Raw genomic sequence first — 19,739 nt, forward strand, 5'->3', positions numbered from 1 at the left:
GCCGTCCCCACCGCTATGCGTGTTTCCGCGACGGCCCGCCGCTCCATTCAGCGGGCCGTATGCGCCGGCCCGAATCCGCTGTCAATTCGTGCCGCCGCCCTTCGTCGCCGCCTTCTTCTTCAGCCGATAGGCGTGAAGCAAGGGCTCGGTATAGCCCGAAGGCTGCGCCGTCCCTTCAAAGATCAGCGCCCGCGCCGCCTGATAAGCCACACCATCGGGCGTCAGCTTTTCATAGAGGGGATCGCCCCCATTTTGCGCATCGACCTTGGCCGCCATGCGCGCGAGCGCGGCATCGACCTGCTCGGCGGTGCACACGCCGTGGAGCAGCCAGTTGGCGAGCGCCTGGCTCGAAATACGCAAGGTCGCACGGTCTTCCATCAAGCCGACATCGTCAATGTCAGGAACCTTCGAACAGCCGACCCCCTGATCGATCCAGCGCACGACATAGCCCAAAATGCCCTGGCAATTATTGTCGAGTTCGCGGGCGATTTCCGCCTCGCTCCAGTTGCGTCCCGGCGCCACCGGAATCGCGAGCAGCCGGTCCAGCCCCGGCACCGCCTCGCCCGCAATCTCCTTTTGCCGCGCGAACACATCGACCTGATGATAGTGCAACGCGTGCAGCGTCGCGGCGGTGGGCGAGGGCACCCAGGCGGTGTTCGCACCCGATTTCGGATGGCCGATCTTCGCCTCCAGCATCGCCTTCATCATGTCGGGCATCGCCCACATGCCCTTGCCGATCTGCGCCTTGCCCGACAATCCGCAGGCGAGGCCGATGCGGACGTTGCGGTCCTCATAGGCGGCGATCCAGTCGCTCGCCTTCATCTCGCCCTTGGGGATCATCGGCCCCGCGCGCATCGACGTATGGATCTCGTCGCCAGTGCGGTCGAGGAAGCCGGTGTTGATAAAGACGATGCGGTCCTTCACCGCCTCGATGCACGCGGCCAGGTTCGCGCTGGTGCGCCGTTCCTCGTCCATCACCCCGACCTTGATCGTGTGACGGGAGAGGCCCAGCATATCCTCGACCGCGTCGAACAAGCGGTCGGTAAAGGCGCATTCTTCCGGCCCATGCTGCTTGGGCTTCACAATATAGATGCTGCCGGCGCGGCTGTTCGCCAGCACCCCCAGCCGCTTGATGTCATGCAGCGAACACAGGCTGGTAAACACCGCATCGCAAAGCCCTTCGGGTGCTTCCGATCCATCGGCGAGCCGCACCATCGGCGTCGTCATCAGATGGCCGACATTGCGAACGAACATCACGCTGCGCCCGTGCAGGGTAAAGGGCGCTCCATCGGGCGCGGTCCATTCGCGGTCCGCTGCCATGCGCCGTGTGACCGTCTGGCCACTCTTGTCGAAGCTTTCGACAAGATCGCCGCGCATCAGCCCCAGCCAGTTGGAATAGCCGAGCAGCTTGTCCTCGCCATCAACCGCGGCAACGCTGTCCTCCAGATCGATGATCGTCGTCAACGCGGCTTCCAGCACGACATCGGCGATGCCCGCCGGGTCGGTCTTGCCAATGGGGTGATCGCGGTCGATTACCAGTTCGATATGCAGGCCATTGTGGCGGAACAGCAGCCCACCCTCCCGGCGCCCGAAAAGCTGCGAAGGGTCGGCCAGCGCCAACTCCCCGCCCTGCCAGTCCGCCCATTTGCCCGCCGCCAGCGGCACCGCTTCGTCCAGAAACGCCTTGGCGCGCGCAATCACCGCCGCGCCGCGCTGCGCATCATAGCCGCCGGGCTTCGCCGGCGGCGCGTCGAGCGCATCGGTGCCGTAAAAAGCATCATACAGGCTGCCCCAGCGCGCATTGGCCGCATTGAGCGCAAAGCGCGCATTCAGCGCCGGCACCACCAGCTGCGGCCCCGCCATGGTCGCAATTTCGGGATCGACATTGTCGGTCCCCACCGTGAAGGGCGCAGGTTCGGGCACCAGATAGCCGATCTCGCGCAGAAATTGCTGATAGGCCTCGGCATCAATCGCCTGCCCGGCGCGCGCCTCATGCCAGGCGTCGATTTTCGCCTGCAGATCCGCCCGCTTCGCCAGCAAGGCCGCATTTTCGGGCGCGAAACGCCCCATCAGCGCGGCGAAATCGGCCCAGAAACGATCGGTATCGACCCCGGTGCCCGGAATCGCCTTTTCCTCGATAAAGGCGACAAGGCGCGAATCGATGGACAAGCCGTGGCGGTCGAGGAAGTCAGTCATGCAAATACCCTTTGGTCGGCGCATATCGCGCTATTGGACCCGGGGAGGAAAGGGCCACCTGCCTATGCCGCGTCTCCGCCCGCTTGGCAACCGCCCGGCACGCAAAAGGGACCTACCCCTGCCCCCTCCCCGCTCCCCGCTCGTGTCGAGCGAAGTCGAGACACCCCGCGCGCATAAGCCTCTGCCGTCCGCCAGCGCTATTCCATATATTTCTCACACAAAGACACAAAGGCACAAAGAGGCTCCACGCCGCGACGCGGCATTTTTCCTGCAAGGCATCGGCCTGCCCCATCGAAAAAGGAGGAAAGGGGCCTGACGGCCCGATCTGCTTCTTTGTGCCTTTGTGTCTTTGTGTGAGTCAAAAAGAGCGCCGATGAGGTCTTCTTTGGGGCCTCGTGCGAGGCAAAACGCTTATCCCCGTCATTGCGAGGAGCCCGGCAAAGCCGGGCGACGAAGCAATCCCCAGCGCCGATCTCGCAATGACCATCACAGACAGGAAAGGGACAGGCCGAGGCTAATGGCGCCAGTCGCGCGCCCTAGCTCGCCGCTGTCTTCACCGAAGGCCCACCGGGCAATTCGCCCAGCGCTAGGCTGACGCGGTTGCGCCCACCGCTTTTGGCGCGATAGAGCGCGGCATCGGTGCGCCGCCACAGCGTGAAGAAATCTTCACCCGGCGTCATTTGCGCCACGCCAAAAGAAGCAGAGACGGGCCGGTCGATCCCCATGTCGCTCAGGTCGGCCCCCACCAGCCGGCGCCGCGCCTCATCGGCATAAATTCGCGCATCGCCCAGATGGACATCGAGCAATAGCACCGCAAATTCCTCGCCGCCCGGCCGACTGACCAGCGCCTTTTCAGGCGCGGCATCGCGCAATATCTGCGCGAAATGGGCAATCACCGCATCGCCCGCCGGGTGGCCGAAACTATCGTTGATCGTCTTGAAATGATCGAGGTCGGCGGCGACCAGCACCACCGCGCGCCGCTTGGCATGGGCTTTGGCGACCGCTTCCTCGGCCCGGTCGTTGAACCCGCGCCGGTTAAGCAGGCCCGACAGCGGATCGGTTTCGGATCGCGTCATAATCTCCGCCGTGCGGTCGCGCATCATCACCAGCAGCATGACGAGCGCCTGCGCCACCAGCATGCCTGCGCCGATGCTCTGCGAAATGGCGGCATATTGCGTGGTCATATAGGCTTGCGCGCTGTCCGCCGTCCCGACCTGCCACGCGATGAAGGGGCGCGACACATGCAGCAGGGCGGAGACGGTGACGATCCCCGCCAGCAGATAATCCAGCCGCTGCAAATGCCGCACGCGCAATATCTGTATGACCAGCATCATATGCAGAGCGAAATAGGGCAGATGATAAAGCGCGACCCGCCAGGGCGAGGAATAGGCCAGAGTGAAAATCAGCGGCGTCGTCGCCAGTGCCCAGGCCCAGATCGCGCCCATCGCACGCCAGGGCGGCGCAAACTGGAAATGGCGCGCAACGCCGATCACGCACAGGCTGATCGCCATCATATAGGTCAGGAAAATCGCGGCGCCGACCGGCACCGGATCGGCCTGCATCGGCAGGATATATTCGAGCGCAATATCAAGGATGCCCAGCGAATAGCCGGCCGCGATCCAGCGCGCGCCCGTCGCCTTGGGATTGGACGCAGCGACCACGGCAAAGGCCACCGCGAAAATCCCCGCGATAAACATGTTGATGCCCAGGATGAAGGCTGCTGTCATCGACCCCACTTTTCTTTGCGCCCTTGTGCCATCCGAAAGCGAAAGTCGGGTTAACAGGGTGAAAAATACGGCGCGGTCAGCCTTTCAACCGCCGCAAGGCCTCCTCCTGCGCCGCGCCGCGAATTTCTGCCGCCAGCGCCGATTGCGGCAAGCTGCGCGCCAGAATCATCCCGCCGACGCATAAAAGAGCGAGCGACAGCGCCTCCCGCCGCGCGCCCTCCCCCCGGTCAGCAAGGCATTGTTCGAACAGGCCCACCATCGCATCGAGCAGCATCTGATAAGCTTCGCCGACCTCTGCATGGGCGCGCGCCACATCGGACGACAGCGCGATCATCGGACATTGACCATCAAGGTCGCCCAGATGACGGTCGGACAAATAGCTTTCGATCATTTGTACGGCGATCTGCGGTGCGGGGGTTTCGCCTTCCACTCCGGCTTCGGTCCGCCAGATCGCGCCGCGCCCCATCAGGAAACTGGCCACCGCCTCGGCATAAAGCTGCTCCTTGTTACGGAAATGATTGTAAAAACCGCCGCGCGTCAGCCCCGCCTCGGCCATGATCTGGTCGATCGTTACCCGGTCGAAGCCATGGCGGTTGAACAATATGCGCGCCGCCTAGACGATCCGCGCCCGCGTCGCGGCCTTATGCTCGGCTCCATAGGGCATTTCGCTTCTCCTCGCCGCCGTGGACGCCCCTTATGCCAGCGTCCAACATATGTTCTTTAACATATAAAAATGCCGCCTAGCGTCCGCTTCCGTCATCGCAGCAACGGAGGATTTATGCCGAAATTCGTCTTCGCTTATCATGGCGGACCGCAGGGCCTTTCGCCCGAAGAAGGCCGGGCGCATATGGAAAATTGGAAGGCATGGATGGCCAGCCTTGGCGGTGCGGTCATCGACCCCGGTCTGCCGCTCGGCAAATCCTGCACCGTCTCGGCGGCCGGGGTGAGCGCGGATGGCGGTGCCAATCCGCTGGCGGGCTTCACGGTCATCGAAGCCGCCGACCTGGACGCCGCCACCGCCATGGCGCAGCGTTCGCCGCATATCGCCATCGGCGGCACCATAGAGGTCGCGCCCGCGCTCGACATGCCGATGTAAAAGCGGCCTTCGCCTGTCACTCCCCTTTTGGAAAGGATCGCGCCATGACCGGATTGTCCGGAGCCTGCCTGTGCGGGCAGATTCGCTATTCGACCCCCGCCGTGCCGCTTGTCGTCGGCCATTGCCATTGCATCGACTGCCGCAAGAGCAGCGGCACCGGCCATTCCACCCATATCCTCATCCCCGAGGAAGGGTTTGAAATGACAGGCGAACCGCGCTTCTATGACCATCCCGCCGACAGCCGCCATATCGTCAGCCGTGGCTTTTGCGCCGATTGCGGGTCGCCCATTCTGTCGCGCAATTCGGCGATGCCCGCCCTGCTAGCGCTGCGCGCTTCCAGCCTCGACGATCCCGGCGCGGTCACCCCGCAGATGATCGTCTACGCCAGCCGCGCGCCCGCCTGGGACGCGATGGACCCCGCCCTCCCCTGTTTCGCCCATATGCCGGAGGAGAGCGCGGTGGCCGAGATGATCGGCGGCGCGGCACCGGACTGACGCTACGGCGCGGTCGCAAGGCGGAGGCGACAGGACGCAAGCAGGGGGTGCAAAAGCATCGCGCGGGTCGCTATAGCCTTGTCATGTTTTCGCTCACCCCCCAGGATAGCGCCGTTCTCGACCGCGCCGCCGCCGCGCCGATGCTTGCACAGGTTGAACAATGGGCCGCGATTAACAGCGGGACGACCAATTTGGCCGGGCTGAAAATCATGGCGGCGACGCTCGCCGATGCCTTTTCGGCGCTGCCCGGCGAAGTGCGGCTAGTCGCGCCAGATCCGGTGGAAAGTGTCGATGCGGCAGGACAGGTGCAGACCAGCCAGCGCGGCGAGCATCTGCATCTGTCGGTGCGCCCCGACGCGCCGGTGCAACTGCTCTTCACCGGCCATATGGACACGGTTTTTCCTGCCGATCACCCCTTTCAGACGCTGACATGGCGCGAGGAAGGCGTGCTGAACGGCCCCGGTACCGCCGACATGAAGGGCGGGCTGTCGGTGATCCTCGCTGCCCTGTCGGCGATCGAAACATCGCCGCTCGCCCCGCGCATCGGCTATGATGTGATGATCAACAGCGACGAGGAAACGGGAAGCCACGCCTCCGCCGCGCTGATCGCCGAACTTGCCAAGGGGAAAATGGCCGCGCTCACCTATGAACCCGCGCTTCCCGATGGAACATTGGCGGGCGCACGTCCGGGAAGCGGCAACTTCAGCATCACGATTCATGGCCTGTCCGCCCATGCCGGACGCAACCCGGAAGAGGGGCGCAACGCCCTTGTCGCCGCCGCCGATCTCGCGCTGCGCCTCAATGCCATGAAATCACTGGAATTAAAGGTTAATCCTGCAAAAATTGACGGCGGCGGGCCCAATAATGTCGTGCCCGACCAAGCCATTTTGCGCGTCAACATGCGCCCCTCCACGCCCGAGGCAATGGCGAGAGCCGAAGTGATGCTGCGTGACACTATTGCCAACATCCAGCGCGACCACGACGTCCACTGCCACCTCCACGGCGGCTTCAACCGCCCGCCCAAGCCGCTCGATGAAGCGGCTTCCCGCCTCTTCACGCTGGTACGCGACTGCGGAGCCGCGCTCGGCCTCCAGATCGGCTGGAATGCAACCGGCGGGGTGTGCGACGGCAATAATATCGCCGCCTGCGGCATTCCCGTCGTCGACACCATGGGCCCGCGCGGCGGCGCCATTCATTCACCGGACGAATTTCTGATCGTCGACAGCCTCGCCGAACGCGCGAAATTGTCGGCGCTCACTATCCTGCAACTAGCAGAACGGGGGACTGTGTGAATTATGTGATCCGGGCGGCCAAGCCAGGCGATCTGCAAAGCATTTACGAAATGGCGAAGCTGACGGGCGGCGGCTTCACCAACCTCCCCCCCGACAAAAAGGCGCTGCGGACCAAGCTCGAACGCGCCGAGGCCGGATTTGCGAGCGACAAGGAATATCCCTCTGACGAGCTTTATCTGCTCGTGCTCGAAGATCTCGACAGCGGCGAAGTGCGCGGCACCTGCCAGATTTTCGGGCAGATCGGCCAGCGCTGGCCCTTTTATTCCTATCGCATCAGCACCGAAAGCCAGCATAGCGAACAGCTTGGGCGGACCTTTCATGCCCAGACACTGATCCTCAGCAATGATCTCAACGGATCGAGCGAGGTCGGCGGTCTCTTTCTTCACCCCGCGGCGCGCGCGGGCGGGCTGGGCCTGCTGCTTGCCCGGTCGCGCTATCTGTTCATCGCGCGCCACCGCGCCCGTTTCGCCGACCGTCTGCTCGCCGAGCTGCGCGGGGTCATCGACGAAGCGGGCGGCTCGCCCTTCTGGGACGGGGTCGCGGGCAAATTTTTCGGGATGAGCTTTCAGGAAGCCGACCAGTTCAATGCCGTCCATGGCAATCAATTTATCGCCGACATGATGCCCAAACATCCCGTCTATATCGCGATGCTGCCCGAAAACGCGCGCAGCGTCATCGGCGTCCCCCACCCCAGCGGTCGCGCCGCGATGCGGATGCTCGAAAATGAAGGCTTTGCCTTTGAAAATTACATCGACATTTTCGACGGCGGCCCCACGATGACGGCGCGCACCGACCAGGTTGCGAGCGTGCGCGATGCACGCCATGTCGCGCTTGCGGGCACTGCCAAGGATGGCGAGGATGCGCTGGTCGCCACTGGGCGCCTCGCCGATTTCCGTTGCTGCTTTGGCAAAGTGAAGGGCGAGGCGACGCTCGATGCCGCCAGCGCCGAGATATTGGGGCTGAAAAAGGGTGATGAATTTAGCTGGATCGGGCGCTGACATGCAGACAGAGATTAATTTCGACGGGATCATCGGCCCGACCCATAATTATGCGGGACTCAGCCGGGGTAATATCGCCTCGGCCAGCAATGCAGGCGACGCCTCCGCCCCACGCGCCGCAGCGCTGCAAGGCATAGAGAAGATGCGCCACAATCTGGCGCTTGGTCTGCCGCAGGGGTTTTTCGTGCCGCTCGACCGCCCCGATGCCCGCTGGCTCGAAAGCCTCGGCACCTCGCTCAACGATGCCGAGCCGCATTTGCGCGCGCAGGCCTGGTCGGCTTCGTCCATGTGGGCGGCCAATGCCGCAACCGTGTCCCCCGCTGCCGATACCGCCGATGGGCTTTGCCATCTGACCGTCGCCAACCTCGTTACCATGCCGCACCGCAGCCATGAATGGCAGGGAACGCTGGCGCAGCTTCGCCTCGCCTTTTCCGGCCCGCAATTCGCCGTGCACGCTCCTGTCCCCGCGCCTTTTGGCGACGAGGGCGCGGCCAATCATATGCGCCTCTGTTCGCGCCATGATGAAGCGGGGGTCGAGATTTTCGTCTATGGCGTCGGCGGCGGCCGCTTCCCGGCGCGCCAGCATCTCGACGCCTCGAAGGCGATCGCCCGCCATCACCGGCTCGATCCCGCGCGCACGTTGTTCCTGCGTCAGTCCGACACTGCGATTCAGGGCGGTGCCTTTCACAATGACGTTGTTGCGGTCGCCAATGAACATGTGCTGTTCACTCATGAAACCGCTTTTTACGAGCGGGATGCCGCGCATGACGCGATCCGGCGAGCCTTTCCCGCGGTCGAAATCGTCGAAGTCCCCGAAAGCGCGGTCAGCCTTGCCGATGCGATCAAATCCTATCTCTTCAACGCCCAGCTTGTCAGCCTGCCCGATGACGGCGGCATGGGCCTGATCCTGCCGACCGAGGCGCGCGATACACCATCTGTCTGGAAGTGGCTGGAGGCGCATGTCGCGGGCAACGGCCCGATCCGGCAGCTCTTCCCCGTTGATGTGCGCCAGTCGATGGCCAATGGCGGCGGCCCCGCCTGTCTGCGATTGCGCGTCGTGGCCGATCCCGCCACCGTCGACCCGCGCTTTGTCGCCGATGAAGCCAAGCTCGACCGCATCGCCGATGTGGTGCGGCGCCATTGGCCCGAAAGCATAGCGCCCGACATGCTCGGCGATCCCGCGCTCACCGCCGACGTCCGTCGCGCCCGGATGGCACTATTAGAGGCGCTCGATCTCGGCGAATTGGGATAAGGAAAGGGACGGCCGGAGGCGGACTTCTCTGCCCTCGACCCCCAATGTTCAGTCCGTTAGTTCTGCTGGCTCATCGGCTCCGCATTGCCGACCGTTTTGGGCGGCACGGCCTCCGCTGCCACCACCCGCTTTTCGCTGTTCGTCGCAATCGCCTTTTCCAGCGCCGCGACCTGCGGGCATTGCCCTGAACAGACACGCTCGGCCTCAGCCAGCTTTTCGCGCGCCAGTTCGAGCGCGCCCTTCTCCGCAAGTGCTTCGCCCTGCCCGGTCAGCGCAACCAGATCATTGGGATCAAGCGCCAGCGCCTCACGATAAAGGCTGATCGCCTTGCCGGGCAGCCCTTGCGCGCGCGCAACCTGCGCCAGCGCGATAATCGCCGAGCGGTTGCGCGGATCGGCGACCAGCGCCGATTCATAATAATCTATCGCGCTGTTCAATTCGCCTGCCTGCTGCACTGCCTCTCCGGCATTTTGCAGCGCGACCGAGCGCGGCAAAATATCGTTATCGGCGCGCTGCGCCTCCGAACTGGTTGGCAGGCTGGCCAAAATCAGACCCGCGCCAAGGGCCAGGAAACTGACGCGCATCACATTCTCCCATCGGTTCATTGCCCCCCTGCCTAACATGGGGCAGCAAGCCGTGCGAGGAAAAAGCCGTCGCATCCGTCATGCGCGGGGGTTAGCAGAAAGCCCGCTCCGGCGGACCGCCCTATACCCGGCGGCAAGACATTGTCATCCACCGTCCAGCCCGGATGCCGATTGAGAAAATCATCCACCTGTGCCCGCCCCTCGCGCGCTATGACCGAGCAAACAGCATAAAGAAGTTTTCCGCCCGGCGCCACCATCTCCGCGCCGATATCCATCAGCCGTGCCTGATCGGCGACATGCTTGTCGAGCCGTGAAGGAGTGAGGCGCCAGCGCAGTTCGGGACTGCGCCGCCAGGTGCCGCTGCCCGAACAGGGCGCATCGACAAAGACCCGGGCGGCATGCCCGCGCCAGTCGGCCAGCATATCAGCTTCCTGCCCCGGATTGAGCAGCCGTGTCGTAATGGATGTCACCCCGGCCCGCTCGGCACGCGGCGCCAATTGCTGCAAACGCGCGCGATTGATGTCGCACGCCAATATCTCGCTCCGGTCGCCGGTAAGGGATGCCAGCGCAAGCGCCTTGCCGCCGCCCCCCGCACACAAATCGACGATACGCATAGCAGGCGCCGCGTCCAATGCCGCCGCTGCATATTGGCTGGCGGCATCCTGCACCTCAAACTGGCCATCCGCATAAGCCGGATGCTGCACCGCCGCGCTTTCAGGCGGCAGCCGCCACCCGTCCGCCACCCCGGCAATCGCTTCCCCATCCGGGAAATGTGCAGCCAGATCGGCTTGCTGCGCCTTGATGCAATTGGCGCGCAAGTCCACCGGCGCGCGCGCCAGCATCGCCCCGGCTTCCTCATCGCCGATTAGCGGATCAAACAAGGCCACCAGCGTGGGCGCCGCCAGCCCGCTTTCACCACGCGCTTCGCCTGCCTCAATCGGCGCGGGGCCATAGGGCGATCCATCGAAAAGTGCCGCTAGATCAGGCTGTTCATCGGCCAGCGTCAGCATCGCCGCGCGGCCCGAAGGCGGCGCCGAGCGCACGGTGCGGATCGCATCATAAACCAGCGCGCGTATTGCCCGCCGATCCTTCGACCCGGCATAGCGCCGCTGACGCATCGCTTCCGACAAGATCCGATCGGCCGACGACCCACCCTCGCGCGCGGCGGCGGCAATAGCGTCCAATATCTCGATGGCGGTTTGCACACGCGCGGCGGGGGTCATGTCACGCAGCTCCCTTCATCTGGCACAGCGGCGCCGAGGCCGTCATGCGCCGCGCACAATCAGCCCGCAGGATAATTGGGCGCCTCGCGCGTGATGGCCACATCATGGACATGGCTTTCGCGCAGGCCTGCATTGGTGATGCGAACAAATTTCGCGCGCTCACGCAAATCTTTCAGCGTGCGGCTGCCGGTGTATCCCATCGCCGCCTTCACGCCGCCGACCAGCTGATGGATCACATCCTTGGCCGGTCCCTTGAACGGAACCTGGCCTTCGATGCCTTCCGGCACCAGTTTCATCTGGTCCTTGATATCCTGCTGGAAATAGCGGTCCGCCGATCCGCGCGCCATGGCTCCGACACTCCCCATGCCGCGATAGCTTTTATAGGTGCGTCCCTGATAGAGGAAGGTTTCGCCGGGCGCTTCGGCCGTTCCGGCGAGCAGCGATCCCACCATGACGCACGACGCGCCCGCCGCCAGCGCCTTCGCCAGATCGCCCGACGTGCGCAGGCCGCCGTCTGCAATAATGGGAACATTGGCCTTCGCTGCAACCGCAACGCTGTCCAGGATTGCCGTCAATTGCGGCACACCAACTCCCGCGACGACGCGCGTGGTGCAGATCGACCCCGGACCGATACCGACCTTCACCCCGTCGGCGCCCGCGTCGATCAGTGCGCGCGTGGCATCGCCCGTCGCGACATTTCCGGCGAGCACCTGCACCTTGCTCGATAGTTTCTTGATCCGTTCGACCGTCTGGCCGACCATCTTGCTATGGCCATGCGCGGTATCGACGACGATCAGATCGCATTCTGCTTCCAGCAACGCCTCGGCGCGTTCCACCCCGGAATCGCCGGTATTGGTCGCCGCGGCAACGCGCAGCCGCCCGCTTTCGTCCTTGGTCGCTTCAGGGAAATTCACCGCCTTTTCCATGTCCTTGACGGTGATCAGGCCAACGCAGCGATACGCATCATCGACGACCAGCAGCTTTTCGATCCGCCGTTGGTGAAGCAGCTTGCGCGCCTCATCCTGCCCGACGCCGGGACGAACAGTGGCGAGATTTTCCGCCGTCATCAGTTCGCGCACCGGCTGGCCGGGATTGTCGGCAAAGCGCACATCGCGGTGCGTCACGATGCCCACCAGCTTGCCCGCTTTCTCCACCACAGGAATGCCCGAAATATTATGCTGCGCCATCAGGGCTGTGGCCTCGGACAACGGTGCATCGGGCGCGATGGTGATGGGGTTGACGATCATCCCGCTTTCAAAGCGCTTGACCTGCCGGACTGCTGCCGCCTGCTCGGCAACATCCAAATTGCGGTGCAGGACGCCCAATCCGCCAATCTGAGCCATCAAAATCGCCATATCGGCTTCGGTCACCGTATCCATCGCCGACGACAGGATCGGGATATTCAGTGCGATGTCGCGCGTCACCTGCGTCGTCAGCCGGGCTTCGGACGGCAGCATGTCCGACGGTCCCGGAACGAGCAAAACGTCGTCAAAGGTCAAACCGGTGATGATTTCCATAAGGCCACTTTCTGGTGCAGACGGTGCCTGCCCCGGCGTCAGAGGCGGCACACGCGAATCGCTTGGTGGCGGCCCATGTAACCAGTCGGGGGCAAGCGCGCCAGTGGGAGGCGCACGATTATTTCGTTCACTCTGTCATCGAACGGAAACCTTCACCGGTCGGCCCCTGTCAGGTGCAACCGCAAGCCGCGAAACTTGCCGCTCTTTCTGTGGGACGCTACCTCCTCCCAGGTGACCGGGTCTGCTCCTTCTTCGCAAAGCGCCTTTGCGCCTTTTCACTATCCGGCTTTTCGGGCCATCTGGACGGCAAATCTGGCATCGAACATGGGTTCGATGATCCAGTCCGTCGGCGCGGCCTGGCTAATGACCGAACTCACCCAGTCGCATCTTCTGATCGCTCTGGTGCAGGCGGGTGCGACCATCCCGATCATGCTGCTTGGCGTCTTTGCGGGCGCCATCGCGGATAATTTCGACCGCCGCCGGGTAATGTTGGCGGCGCAGACGGGCATGTTGCTCGTCTCTGCCGCGCTTACCATCACCACATGGATGGGCGCGATTACGCCGCTGCTGCTGCTTTTCTTCACCCTAGCCGTCGGCTGCGGCACCGCGCTCAACGGCCCGGCATGGCAGGCATCGGTGCGGCTGCAGGTCGGCCCGCGCGACTTGCCGCAGGCGATCGCGCTCAATACCATCGCCTTCAACCTTGCGCGCAGTGTCGGCCCCGCGCTGGGCGGTCTCCTGATATCGCTTTCCGGTCCCGAAACAGGCTTTGCCTTCAATGCGCTCAGCTATGTGGCGCTGATTATCGTGCTGGTGCGCTGGCGCCCCGAAACGAGGCCGCCGCAGCGCCGGCCAATGCTCGCTGCTATCGGCGCGGGCCTGCGCTTTTGCGCGCAGTCAGACCCGGTGCGCCGCGTGCTGCTGCGCGGCTTTGCCTTCGGCTTGGGCGCGGCAGGCTTTCAGGCGCTTCTCCCCTCGCTCATTCGCGACCGTTTTGGCGGCACGGAAATTGATTATGGGCTGTGCCTCGCCGCATTCGGGGCGGGGTCGATCTTCACTGCCCTGTGGATCGGAAAGGCGCGCCGCCGCTGGGGCAGCGACAAGGTGGTGACCGTCGCCGCGATGCTGTTCGCTGCCGTCATGCTCCCGGTCGCGGTTACACACTCTCTTCCGCCCTTGCTTGTGGCCGCCTTTATTGCGGGGGGCGCATGGGTCTCCACCCTCACCACGCTCAATGTCGCGATGCAATTGCGCTCGCCCGAAGACATATTGGGCCGGTGCCTTTCCATCTATCAAGCCGTCACCTTCGGCGCGATGGCGCTGGGGGCCTGGGTGTTGGGAATGATCGCCGACTATGCCGGTCTGCAGAACGCTCTTTTCTGTTCGGCCATATGGCTGCTGCTGACGGCTTTTCTGCTTCGTTATATCGCCCCCATGCCGCGCCGCGACGAAGGGCGCGTTACGCCATAAGGGCTTTGGCGCCCAACTCCTCGATTTCAAACTCGCTGTTCGACAGGTCCAGATCGCCGCTGCATTCGCTGCATGTCACCTGCATCCGCAGATCATGACCGCAGGGTCGATGCGTCAATATCAGTGGCGCGCCCCTATCATCGGCGAACCATCGGTCGCCCCATTGCAGCAAGGCCAGCAGAACAGGGTAAAGGTCGCGCCCCTTTTCCGTCAGCCGATATTCCACCCGGTCGGCGTGAGCAGAATAGCGGGACGTCCGCAAAATGCCCTGCTTCACCAGCCGCTCCAGACGGCCCGTCAATATGTTGGTCGCCATCAGCGTATCGCGCTGAATATCATCGAAACGGTTGATATGGGTAAACATGGCCCGCACCACCAAAGTGGCCCATCGGTCGCCGAATAATTCAATCATCGCGTCGACCAGTGGCCGCCCCCCGGGCCTGCGGGCTGTTACCACGCCGTTGAAGCGGCGCCTTTCATATGTCGGGACGATCCGCGCCAAACCCGGACCTTCGCGCCAGTCTACGTCGCGCGGGTCTATTTCACCGCGACAATGGGCACAAACAGGAACCGGCTCGGTCGCATGACCGCATGTGGCATGACGCAAGCGCACTTGGAAATCGCGGCTATCGGCTTCCCACCGGTGCTGCCAGCGAAGCATCGTCAAAGCGTTGGGGAATTGATCCCGCCCCTTTTGCGTCAACATATAGTGAAAGCCTCGCCCTGTCTTTTTGGGGCGTTTCATCAGGCAATCTTCATCGACCAGCTTTTTCAGTCGTCCGTTGACAACCGACCGAGCAAGGCCGGTGCGCGCGACGAAATCGTCAAATGCATGCACCCCCAGGAAACATTGTTCCATGATCAGCAGCACCGGGACGTCGCCGATCACATCGAGCGCACGCCAGATGGAGCAGGCCCTTATGGTGCGTTGCTGGTCCAAAGTGGGGATATCCTCCGCGATGCTTTCCCGACCCTAAACCAGCCGAAGGGAGGACAGCAAGGCCGCCCTCCCCCTACCCATCAAAATCGGCCAGTCAATTGCAATGCAATGGTCCGTGGACGATCAATAATGCCATTATAGGCATTGCCTGCCCCGCGCGTAATCGTTGTCGCAAGCGGCATCGAACTGCTTGTCTGAAGAATCCGCTGATTGGTGAGGTTACGACCGATCAATGCCACTTCCCAGCGATTGTCGCTATGCGCAAGCGCAAGGCGTGCGCCTATCTTCGCATAGGCATCCTGCTTGGTCCGCGGGTCCAGATTGACCGCCGCGATATAGGAGGAGGAGAAGTCCGCATTGAGATTGAAAGCGGCCTTAAGGTCGCCGCTTACGGGGGTGACATAATCGAGATTAAGGTTGCCTGACCATTCCGGGGTGAGGCCATTGCGCTTTCCGGTATAGTCGCAAAAGCCGTCGGGACCCGGCGTCTGCTGATAATAGCATTGCCCATCGGTAAAGTTGGTGAACTCGAAATCGAGATAGGCAATCGCTCCGCCCAGCGTCAGCCCTGGGGCAAGGGCGGCCCGGAAATCGGCCTCGACGCCCTGGGTACGCGCCGCCGCCGCATTGCGCACATTGAAGTTCAAGGTCCCATCAAAGATATTGACCTGAAGATCCTTATATTTGGTGCGATAAACCGACAGGTTGAAAGCAATATTGCGGCTTTTGAATTTCAGCCCAGCTTCGATGTTATCGGCGCTTTCATCGTCGAACTTGAACTCGCCCGGCTTTGCAACCGTCGTCGAATCCGGCAGCGAATTGGACCGAACGTCAAAGCCACCCGCCTTTGTCCCGCGCGCATAGGAGGCATAGAGCATCAGATCGTCGGTCGCGTCATACTGGACGTTCACCATCGGGTTGAAACTATCCTCGCTGAGTTTGCCCGCAATCTCATGCTCTTCAATATTGAGGGCGCGAAACACCGCCTCGACGACAGGGCGCGGCGCGGTGCTCAACGGACCTTGCACAATCGCCAACGCGCGGCGCCCGCTTTTCTTCTCATGGTTGAACCGCGCTCCCGCCGTCAGGCGGAGCCGATCGGTGAGCGAAAGTTCGCCTTGCGCAAAGGCGGAAATCAGATCCGATGTCTGGCTATAGTCCCGGTCATTGCGCGTGTCGCCCAAAGCGTTGAAGGGGGGCCCAAGCGCCAGGAAAGTCGGATTGAACAAGGTGAAATCCTGCACATCCAGCTTTGCATGCTGATAATAAACGCCCGCTATATAATCGAACGCCTCGCCCCCCGGCGAAGTGAGCCGCAGTTCTTGCGAAAATTGCCGGTAATCTTCGCGCAAATTTGTGCCGTCGAGAAAGCTGACACCCGAAAAATCGACATCGACCGTTTCCCGCGTTTTATAATCGAGTAACGCGGTGACGGAGGTGAGCGTGCGCTCTCCGATGTCCAGTTCGCTGTTCAGCGTAGCGCCGAATACCTTATTGCGGCTTTCATAACCATTATCCTCGCGCACATAATCAGCGTCGGTGCTGACAAAAAAGGGCCCCTGGAAAACATCCTTATAATTGCCCACGGCGCCAAACACGTCGCGCGGCTGTCCCTTGGTTTCGAAGTCGGCATATTCCAATTTGAGCTCTGCAGAGAATGGCCCGCCGCGATCAAACTCCAGTTTGCCGCGCGCATAATATTCCTCGACATTGGGCTCATTGCGATCGAGTTTCTGATTATAAAAATATCCGTCCATCGACCGGTGATAGCCGACCACGCGGGCTTCCAGGCCTTCGCTTAGCGGTCCGGACAAAACCCCTGTCAAAATCAACTCTTTATGATTGAATTCATATAGCCCGCTGATCGATCCTTCGACCTCATCCGTCGGGCTGCGAGTGGTGATGTTGACCGCACCCGCAATCGCGTTTTTCCCAAAGAGCGTTGGTTGCGGCCCGCGCAAAACCTCGACCCGTTCCATATCGATCAGCGGCAAGCGCGATAGCTGATCGCGGCCATAATAAACGCCATCGACAAACATCGCGACCGATTGCTCAAACCCCTTGTTATCCCCTGACGCAATGCCCCGAATCGCGATGCGGTTGGCGATGGCCGTCTGGGTAATCTTGAGATTGGGAACCGAGGAGCTGATCTGTTCCAAATTGGTCTGGCCGTAATTTTCGACCTGCTCTCCGCTGACAGCGGAGATGGAGATTGGCACGTCGGACAATCCTTCCGCTCTCTTTTGCGCGGTGACGATAATTTCCTGCAGCCCGCCTTGTTCCTGGGTGGATGGAGCAGCCTGTGCGATCGCAGTCGCTGGAGCGACAAGCGCCGAGGCAGATAGCAGCATGCCAAGATGAATTTTCATATTGCTCTCCCGATCAACATCATCTCGGCGACCACCGCCCGTGATGTTTTTCTTGCCTTGCGACTCATAAGAGCTTTAAGTATCACTATGCAAGTAAGATTTGGGAGAGTGATAATATGGTGCCAGAAAGCACCCTTCCGCCTGCGCTGACGCGCAATTTGCGGCTGCCGGCCATTGCCGCGCCAATGTTTCTTGTCTCGGGACCGGAGATGGTGATCGCTGCTTCCCGCGCAGGAATGATCGGCTCTTTTCCGGCGCCCAATGCGCGCACATCTGACGATCTGGAAAATTGGGTGAGCCAGATTGAAGCCGCGCTCTCGCAGGATACCGCCGCGGCGCCCTGGGCAGTCAATCTGGTCGTCCACCCCTCCAACAGCAGGCTTGCGGAGGATCTTGCCTGCGTGGTGCGCCACAAGGTGCCGCTGGTTATCACGGCGCTGGGGAGCCCGGCGGCTGTAGTGGATGAAATTCATTCCTATGGCGGCCTCGTCTTTGCCGATGTCAATTCGGTCGCCTTTGCGCGCAAGGCCGCGGCGGCGGGTGTCGATGGACTGGTACTCGTTGCGGCAGGCGCGGGCGGCCATACCGGAGCAACAGCGGGTTTCGCTTTTGTTGAGGAAGTGCGGCAATTCTGGGACGGGCCGCTCGTACTAGGCGGAGCCATCTCAACGGGCCATGGCGTACGCGCAGCCGAGATTTTGGGTGCCGATCTTGCTTATCTTGGTACCTCTTTGATCGCTTGCACTGAAAGCATGGCGGCGCCTGGTTATAAGGATTTGGTTGTTGCTGCCGGGGCGGAGGATATCGTCCCGTCGAAAGGCATTACCGGTGTCACCGCCAATTGGCTGAAATCCAGCCTGATCGCGGCGGGATATGATCCGGGTAATATGCCCGAGGACAAGCGTCCCAATTTCGCCGACGCGCAGGACGATGCCAAGGCATGGAAAAATGTCTGGTCCGCCGGACAAGGCGTCGGTGCGGTGCGCGGCGTCGAGCCGATTGCCGCGATCGTCGATCGTCTGGTTTCCCAATATGAAGCGGCTGTCGCGAGGCCGCGCTTTACCCCCGCCAAAGGAGTCATCGCATGACCGCCGAACTTGTCGAAACAATTCGCTCCACGATCCAGCCCAACGACCATCCCTATATGAAGGGGGCCTGGCGTCCGACCTTCAACGAATGGAATGCCCTGTTTGCGAATGGCGAAGCCGAAGTGATCGGCACGATACCGGACGATATCGACGGCGTATATGTCCGCACCGGCGAAAACCAAATTCACGAACCCATTGGCCGTTATCACCCGTTTGACGGCGACGGTTTTATTCACGCCATATCGTTCAAGAACGGCCGGGCCAGCTATCGCAGCCGCTTTGTGAGGACCAAGGGATTCGAGGCCGAGAAGGAAGCAGGCCGGTCCCTGTGGGCAGGTTTGATGGAACCGCCCCACAAGTCGACCCGCCACGGCTGGGGTGCGCAGGAGTGGCTGAAGGATTCAAGCTCGACCGATGTGACGATCCATGCGGGGCGCATCCTGTCGAGCTTTTACCAGTGCGGCGAGGCCTATCGGCTCGACCCCTTTACGCTCGAGCAATTTGGCACCGAAAGCTGGGTGCCGCTCGACGGCATTTCGGCACATTGCAAAGTCGATCCCGACACCGGCGAGCTGATGTTCTTCAACTATTCGAAGCACGCCCCCTTTATGCATTATGGCGTCGTCGGTGCCGACAACCGACTGAAACATTATATGCCGGTCCCCCTGCCCGGCCCGCGCCTGCCGCATGACATGGCGTTTACGAAAAATTTCGTGATCCTCAACGACATGCCGCTTTATTGGAATCCAGAGTTGCTCGAGCGCAATCTGCATGTCGTGCAATTCCATCCGGACCAGAAAACACGCTTTGCGATTATTCCGCGCATGGGCAAGCCGGAGGATATTCGCTGGTTCGAAGCCGAGCCCACTTATACGCTTCACTGGCTCAACGCATGGGAGGAGGATGATGAGATTATCCTCGACGGCTATTATCAGGAAGAGCCGATGCCCAAATCCTATCCCAATGCCCCCGAAGGGCTGGAACGGATGATGGCATATCTCGACCAGGGATTGCTCAAACCCCGGCTTCATCGCTGGCGCTTCAATCTGGAAACCGGCACGACGACCGAAGAGCGACTGGACGAGCGCGACCTCGAATTCGGGATGATCAATCATCAATATGCGGGCAAGCCGTATCGCTATGCTTATAGCGCAATCCCCGAGCCTGGCTGGTTCCTGTTCCGGGGGCTGGTGAAGCATGATCTCAAAAATGGCACGAGCCAATCCTATGAGTTCGGACCCGGCCGCTTTGGAAGCGAGGCCCCTTTTGCACCGCGCATCAATGCGAAAGACGAGGATGACGGCTATCTCGTCTCCTTCATCGCCGACCTTGAAAGCGACCAGTCCGAATGCGTGCTGATCGACGCCAAGGACATTGAGGCCGGCCCGGTATGCCGGATCATTCTGCCCGAGCGCATCTGTTCGGGCACCCATTCGGTCTGGGCCAATGGGGATGACATCGGCATGGGCCCCAACCCCATATTGGAGCGCTGA

General features: G+C 62.0%; 16 protein-coding genes. 8 read left to right on the top strand and 8 right to left on the bottom strand.

The window, feature by feature from the left end:
* Nucleotides 1-81 precede the first annotated feature (81 nt).
* The 3 genes from JV18_RS0104745 to JV18_RS14480 form a co-directional block, all read right to left on the bottom strand.
* Nucleotides 82-2,196 carry a malate synthase G gene (locus JV18_RS0104745; RefSeq protein WP_033073615.1) on the bottom strand — a complete coding sequence of 705 codons (2,115 nt, stop codon included), beginning with the start codon at nt 2,194-2,196 and terminating at the stop codon, nt 82-84.
* A gap of 536 nt (nt 2,197-2,732) precedes the next feature.
* Nucleotides 2,733-3,923 carry a GGDEF domain-containing protein gene (locus JV18_RS0104750; RefSeq protein ID WP_033073616.1) on the bottom strand — a complete coding sequence of 397 codons (1,191 nt, stop codon included), beginning with the start codon at nt 3,921-3,923 and terminating at the stop codon, nt 2,733-2,735.
* A 76-nt stretch (nt 3,924-3,999) separates the two neighbouring features.
* Nucleotides 4,000-4,524, bottom strand: coding sequence for a TetR/AcrR family transcriptional regulator (locus JV18_RS14480; RefSeq protein WP_200879069.1), 525 nt, complete (start codon nt 4,522-4,524; stop codon nt 4,000-4,002).
* A gap of 177 nt (nt 4,525-4,701) precedes the next feature.
* Between JV18_RS14480 and JV18_RS0104760 the strand changes: the two genes are divergently transcribed.
* The 5 genes from JV18_RS0104760 to JV18_RS0104780 all read left to right on the top strand — a co-directional run bounded on the left by JV18_RS0104760 (nt 4,702) and on the right by JV18_RS0104780 (nt 9,055).
* Nucleotides 4,702-5,019, top strand: coding sequence for a YciI family protein (locus tag JV18_RS0104760; protein ID WP_033073617.1), 318 nt, complete (start codon nt 4,702-4,704; stop codon nt 5,017-5,019).
* A gap of 44 nt (nt 5,020-5,063) precedes the next feature.
* Nucleotides 5,064-5,513 (top strand): GFA family protein, encoded by a 450-nt coding sequence (locus JV18_RS0104765; protein WP_033073618.1) that lies wholly within the window; start codon nt 5,064-5,066, stop codon nt 5,511-5,513.
* A gap of 83 nt (nt 5,514-5,596) precedes the next feature.
* Nucleotides 5,597-6,805 (top strand): hydrolase, encoded by a 1,209-nt coding sequence (locus JV18_RS0104770; protein ID WP_033073619.1) that lies wholly within the window; start codon nt 5,597-5,599, stop codon nt 6,803-6,805.
* Nucleotides 6,802-7,803, top strand: coding sequence for an arginine N-succinyltransferase (locus JV18_RS0104775; RefSeq protein WP_033073620.1), 1,002 nt, complete (start codon nt 6,802-6,804; stop codon nt 7,801-7,803). Before JV18_RS0104770 ends, JV18_RS0104775 begins: the two co-directional genes overlap by 4 nt.
* 1 nt (nt 7,804) lies before the next feature.
* A complete protein-coding gene (locus JV18_RS0104780) occupies nt 7,805-9,055 on the top strand; it encodes an N-succinylarginine dihydrolase (RefSeq protein WP_033073621.1) in 1,251 nt (416 codons plus the stop codon).
* A gap of 56 nt (nt 9,056-9,111) precedes the next feature.
* On the opposite strand, the gene JV18_RS0104785 is transcribed toward JV18_RS0104780, so the two are convergent.
* From JV18_RS0104785 to guaB, 3 genes are read right to left on the bottom strand one after another with little or no spacing between them, the layout of a single operon-like run.
* The gene (locus JV18_RS0104785; RefSeq protein WP_033073622.1) at nt 9,112-9,639 is read right to left on the bottom strand and encodes a tetratricopeptide repeat protein; all 528 of its coding nucleotides are present in this window, start codon (nt 9,637-9,639) and stop codon (nt 9,112-9,114) included.
* 32 nt (nt 9,640-9,671) lie between these two features.
* Entirely contained in the window at nt 9,672-10,862 is a 1,191-nt protein-coding gene (locus tag JV18_RS0104790) for an RsmB/NOP family class I SAM-dependent RNA methyltransferase (protein WP_033073623.1), read from the bottom strand.
* A gap of 59 nt (nt 10,863-10,921) precedes the next feature.
* On the bottom strand, nt 10,922-12,379 hold the full coding sequence (guaB, locus tag JV18_RS0104795) for an IMP dehydrogenase (RefSeq protein WP_033073624.1): 1,458 nt from the start codon (nt 12,377-12,379) through the stop codon (nt 10,922-10,924).
* 231 nt (nt 12,380-12,610) lie between these two features.
* Here guaB and JV18_RS0104800 point away from each other — a divergent pair, with 231 nt between their 5' ends.
* A complete protein-coding gene (locus JV18_RS0104800) occupies nt 12,611-13,849 on the top strand; it encodes an MFS transporter (protein WP_033074955.1) in 1,239 nt (412 codons plus the stop codon).
* Here the strand turns inward: JV18_RS0104800 and JV18_RS0104805 are convergent.
* The gene (locus tag JV18_RS0104805) at nt 13,839-14,789 is read right to left on the bottom strand and encodes a winged helix-turn-helix transcriptional regulator (RefSeq protein WP_052071740.1); all 951 of its coding nucleotides are present in this window, start codon (nt 14,787-14,789) and stop codon (nt 13,839-13,841) included. The genes JV18_RS0104800 and JV18_RS0104805 overlap by 11 nt on opposite strands.
* An 80-nt stretch (nt 14,790-14,869) precedes the next feature.
* Nucleotides 14,870-17,158, bottom strand: coding sequence for a TonB-dependent receptor (locus JV18_RS0104810; protein WP_235302878.1), 2,289 nt, complete (start codon nt 17,156-17,158; stop codon nt 14,870-14,872).
* 116 nt (nt 17,159-17,274) lie between these two features.
* Here JV18_RS0104810 and JV18_RS0104815 point away from each other — a divergent pair, with 116 nt between their 5' ends.
* Nucleotides 17,275-18,246, top strand: coding sequence for an NAD(P)H-dependent flavin oxidoreductase (locus tag JV18_RS0104815; protein WP_033073626.1), 972 nt, complete (start codon nt 17,275-17,277; stop codon nt 18,244-18,246).
* On the top strand, nt 18,243-19,739 hold the full coding sequence (locus tag JV18_RS0104820) for a carotenoid oxygenase family protein (RefSeq protein WP_033073627.1): 1,497 nt from the start codon (nt 18,243-18,245) through the stop codon (nt 19,737-19,739). The genes JV18_RS0104815 and JV18_RS0104820 overlap by 4 nt, the downstream gene beginning before the upstream one ends.

This window comes from Sphingopyxis sp. MWB1 (genome assembly GCF_000763945.1).
Lineage (GTDB): Bacteria > Pseudomonadota > Alphaproteobacteria > Sphingomonadales > Sphingomonadaceae > Sphingopyxis.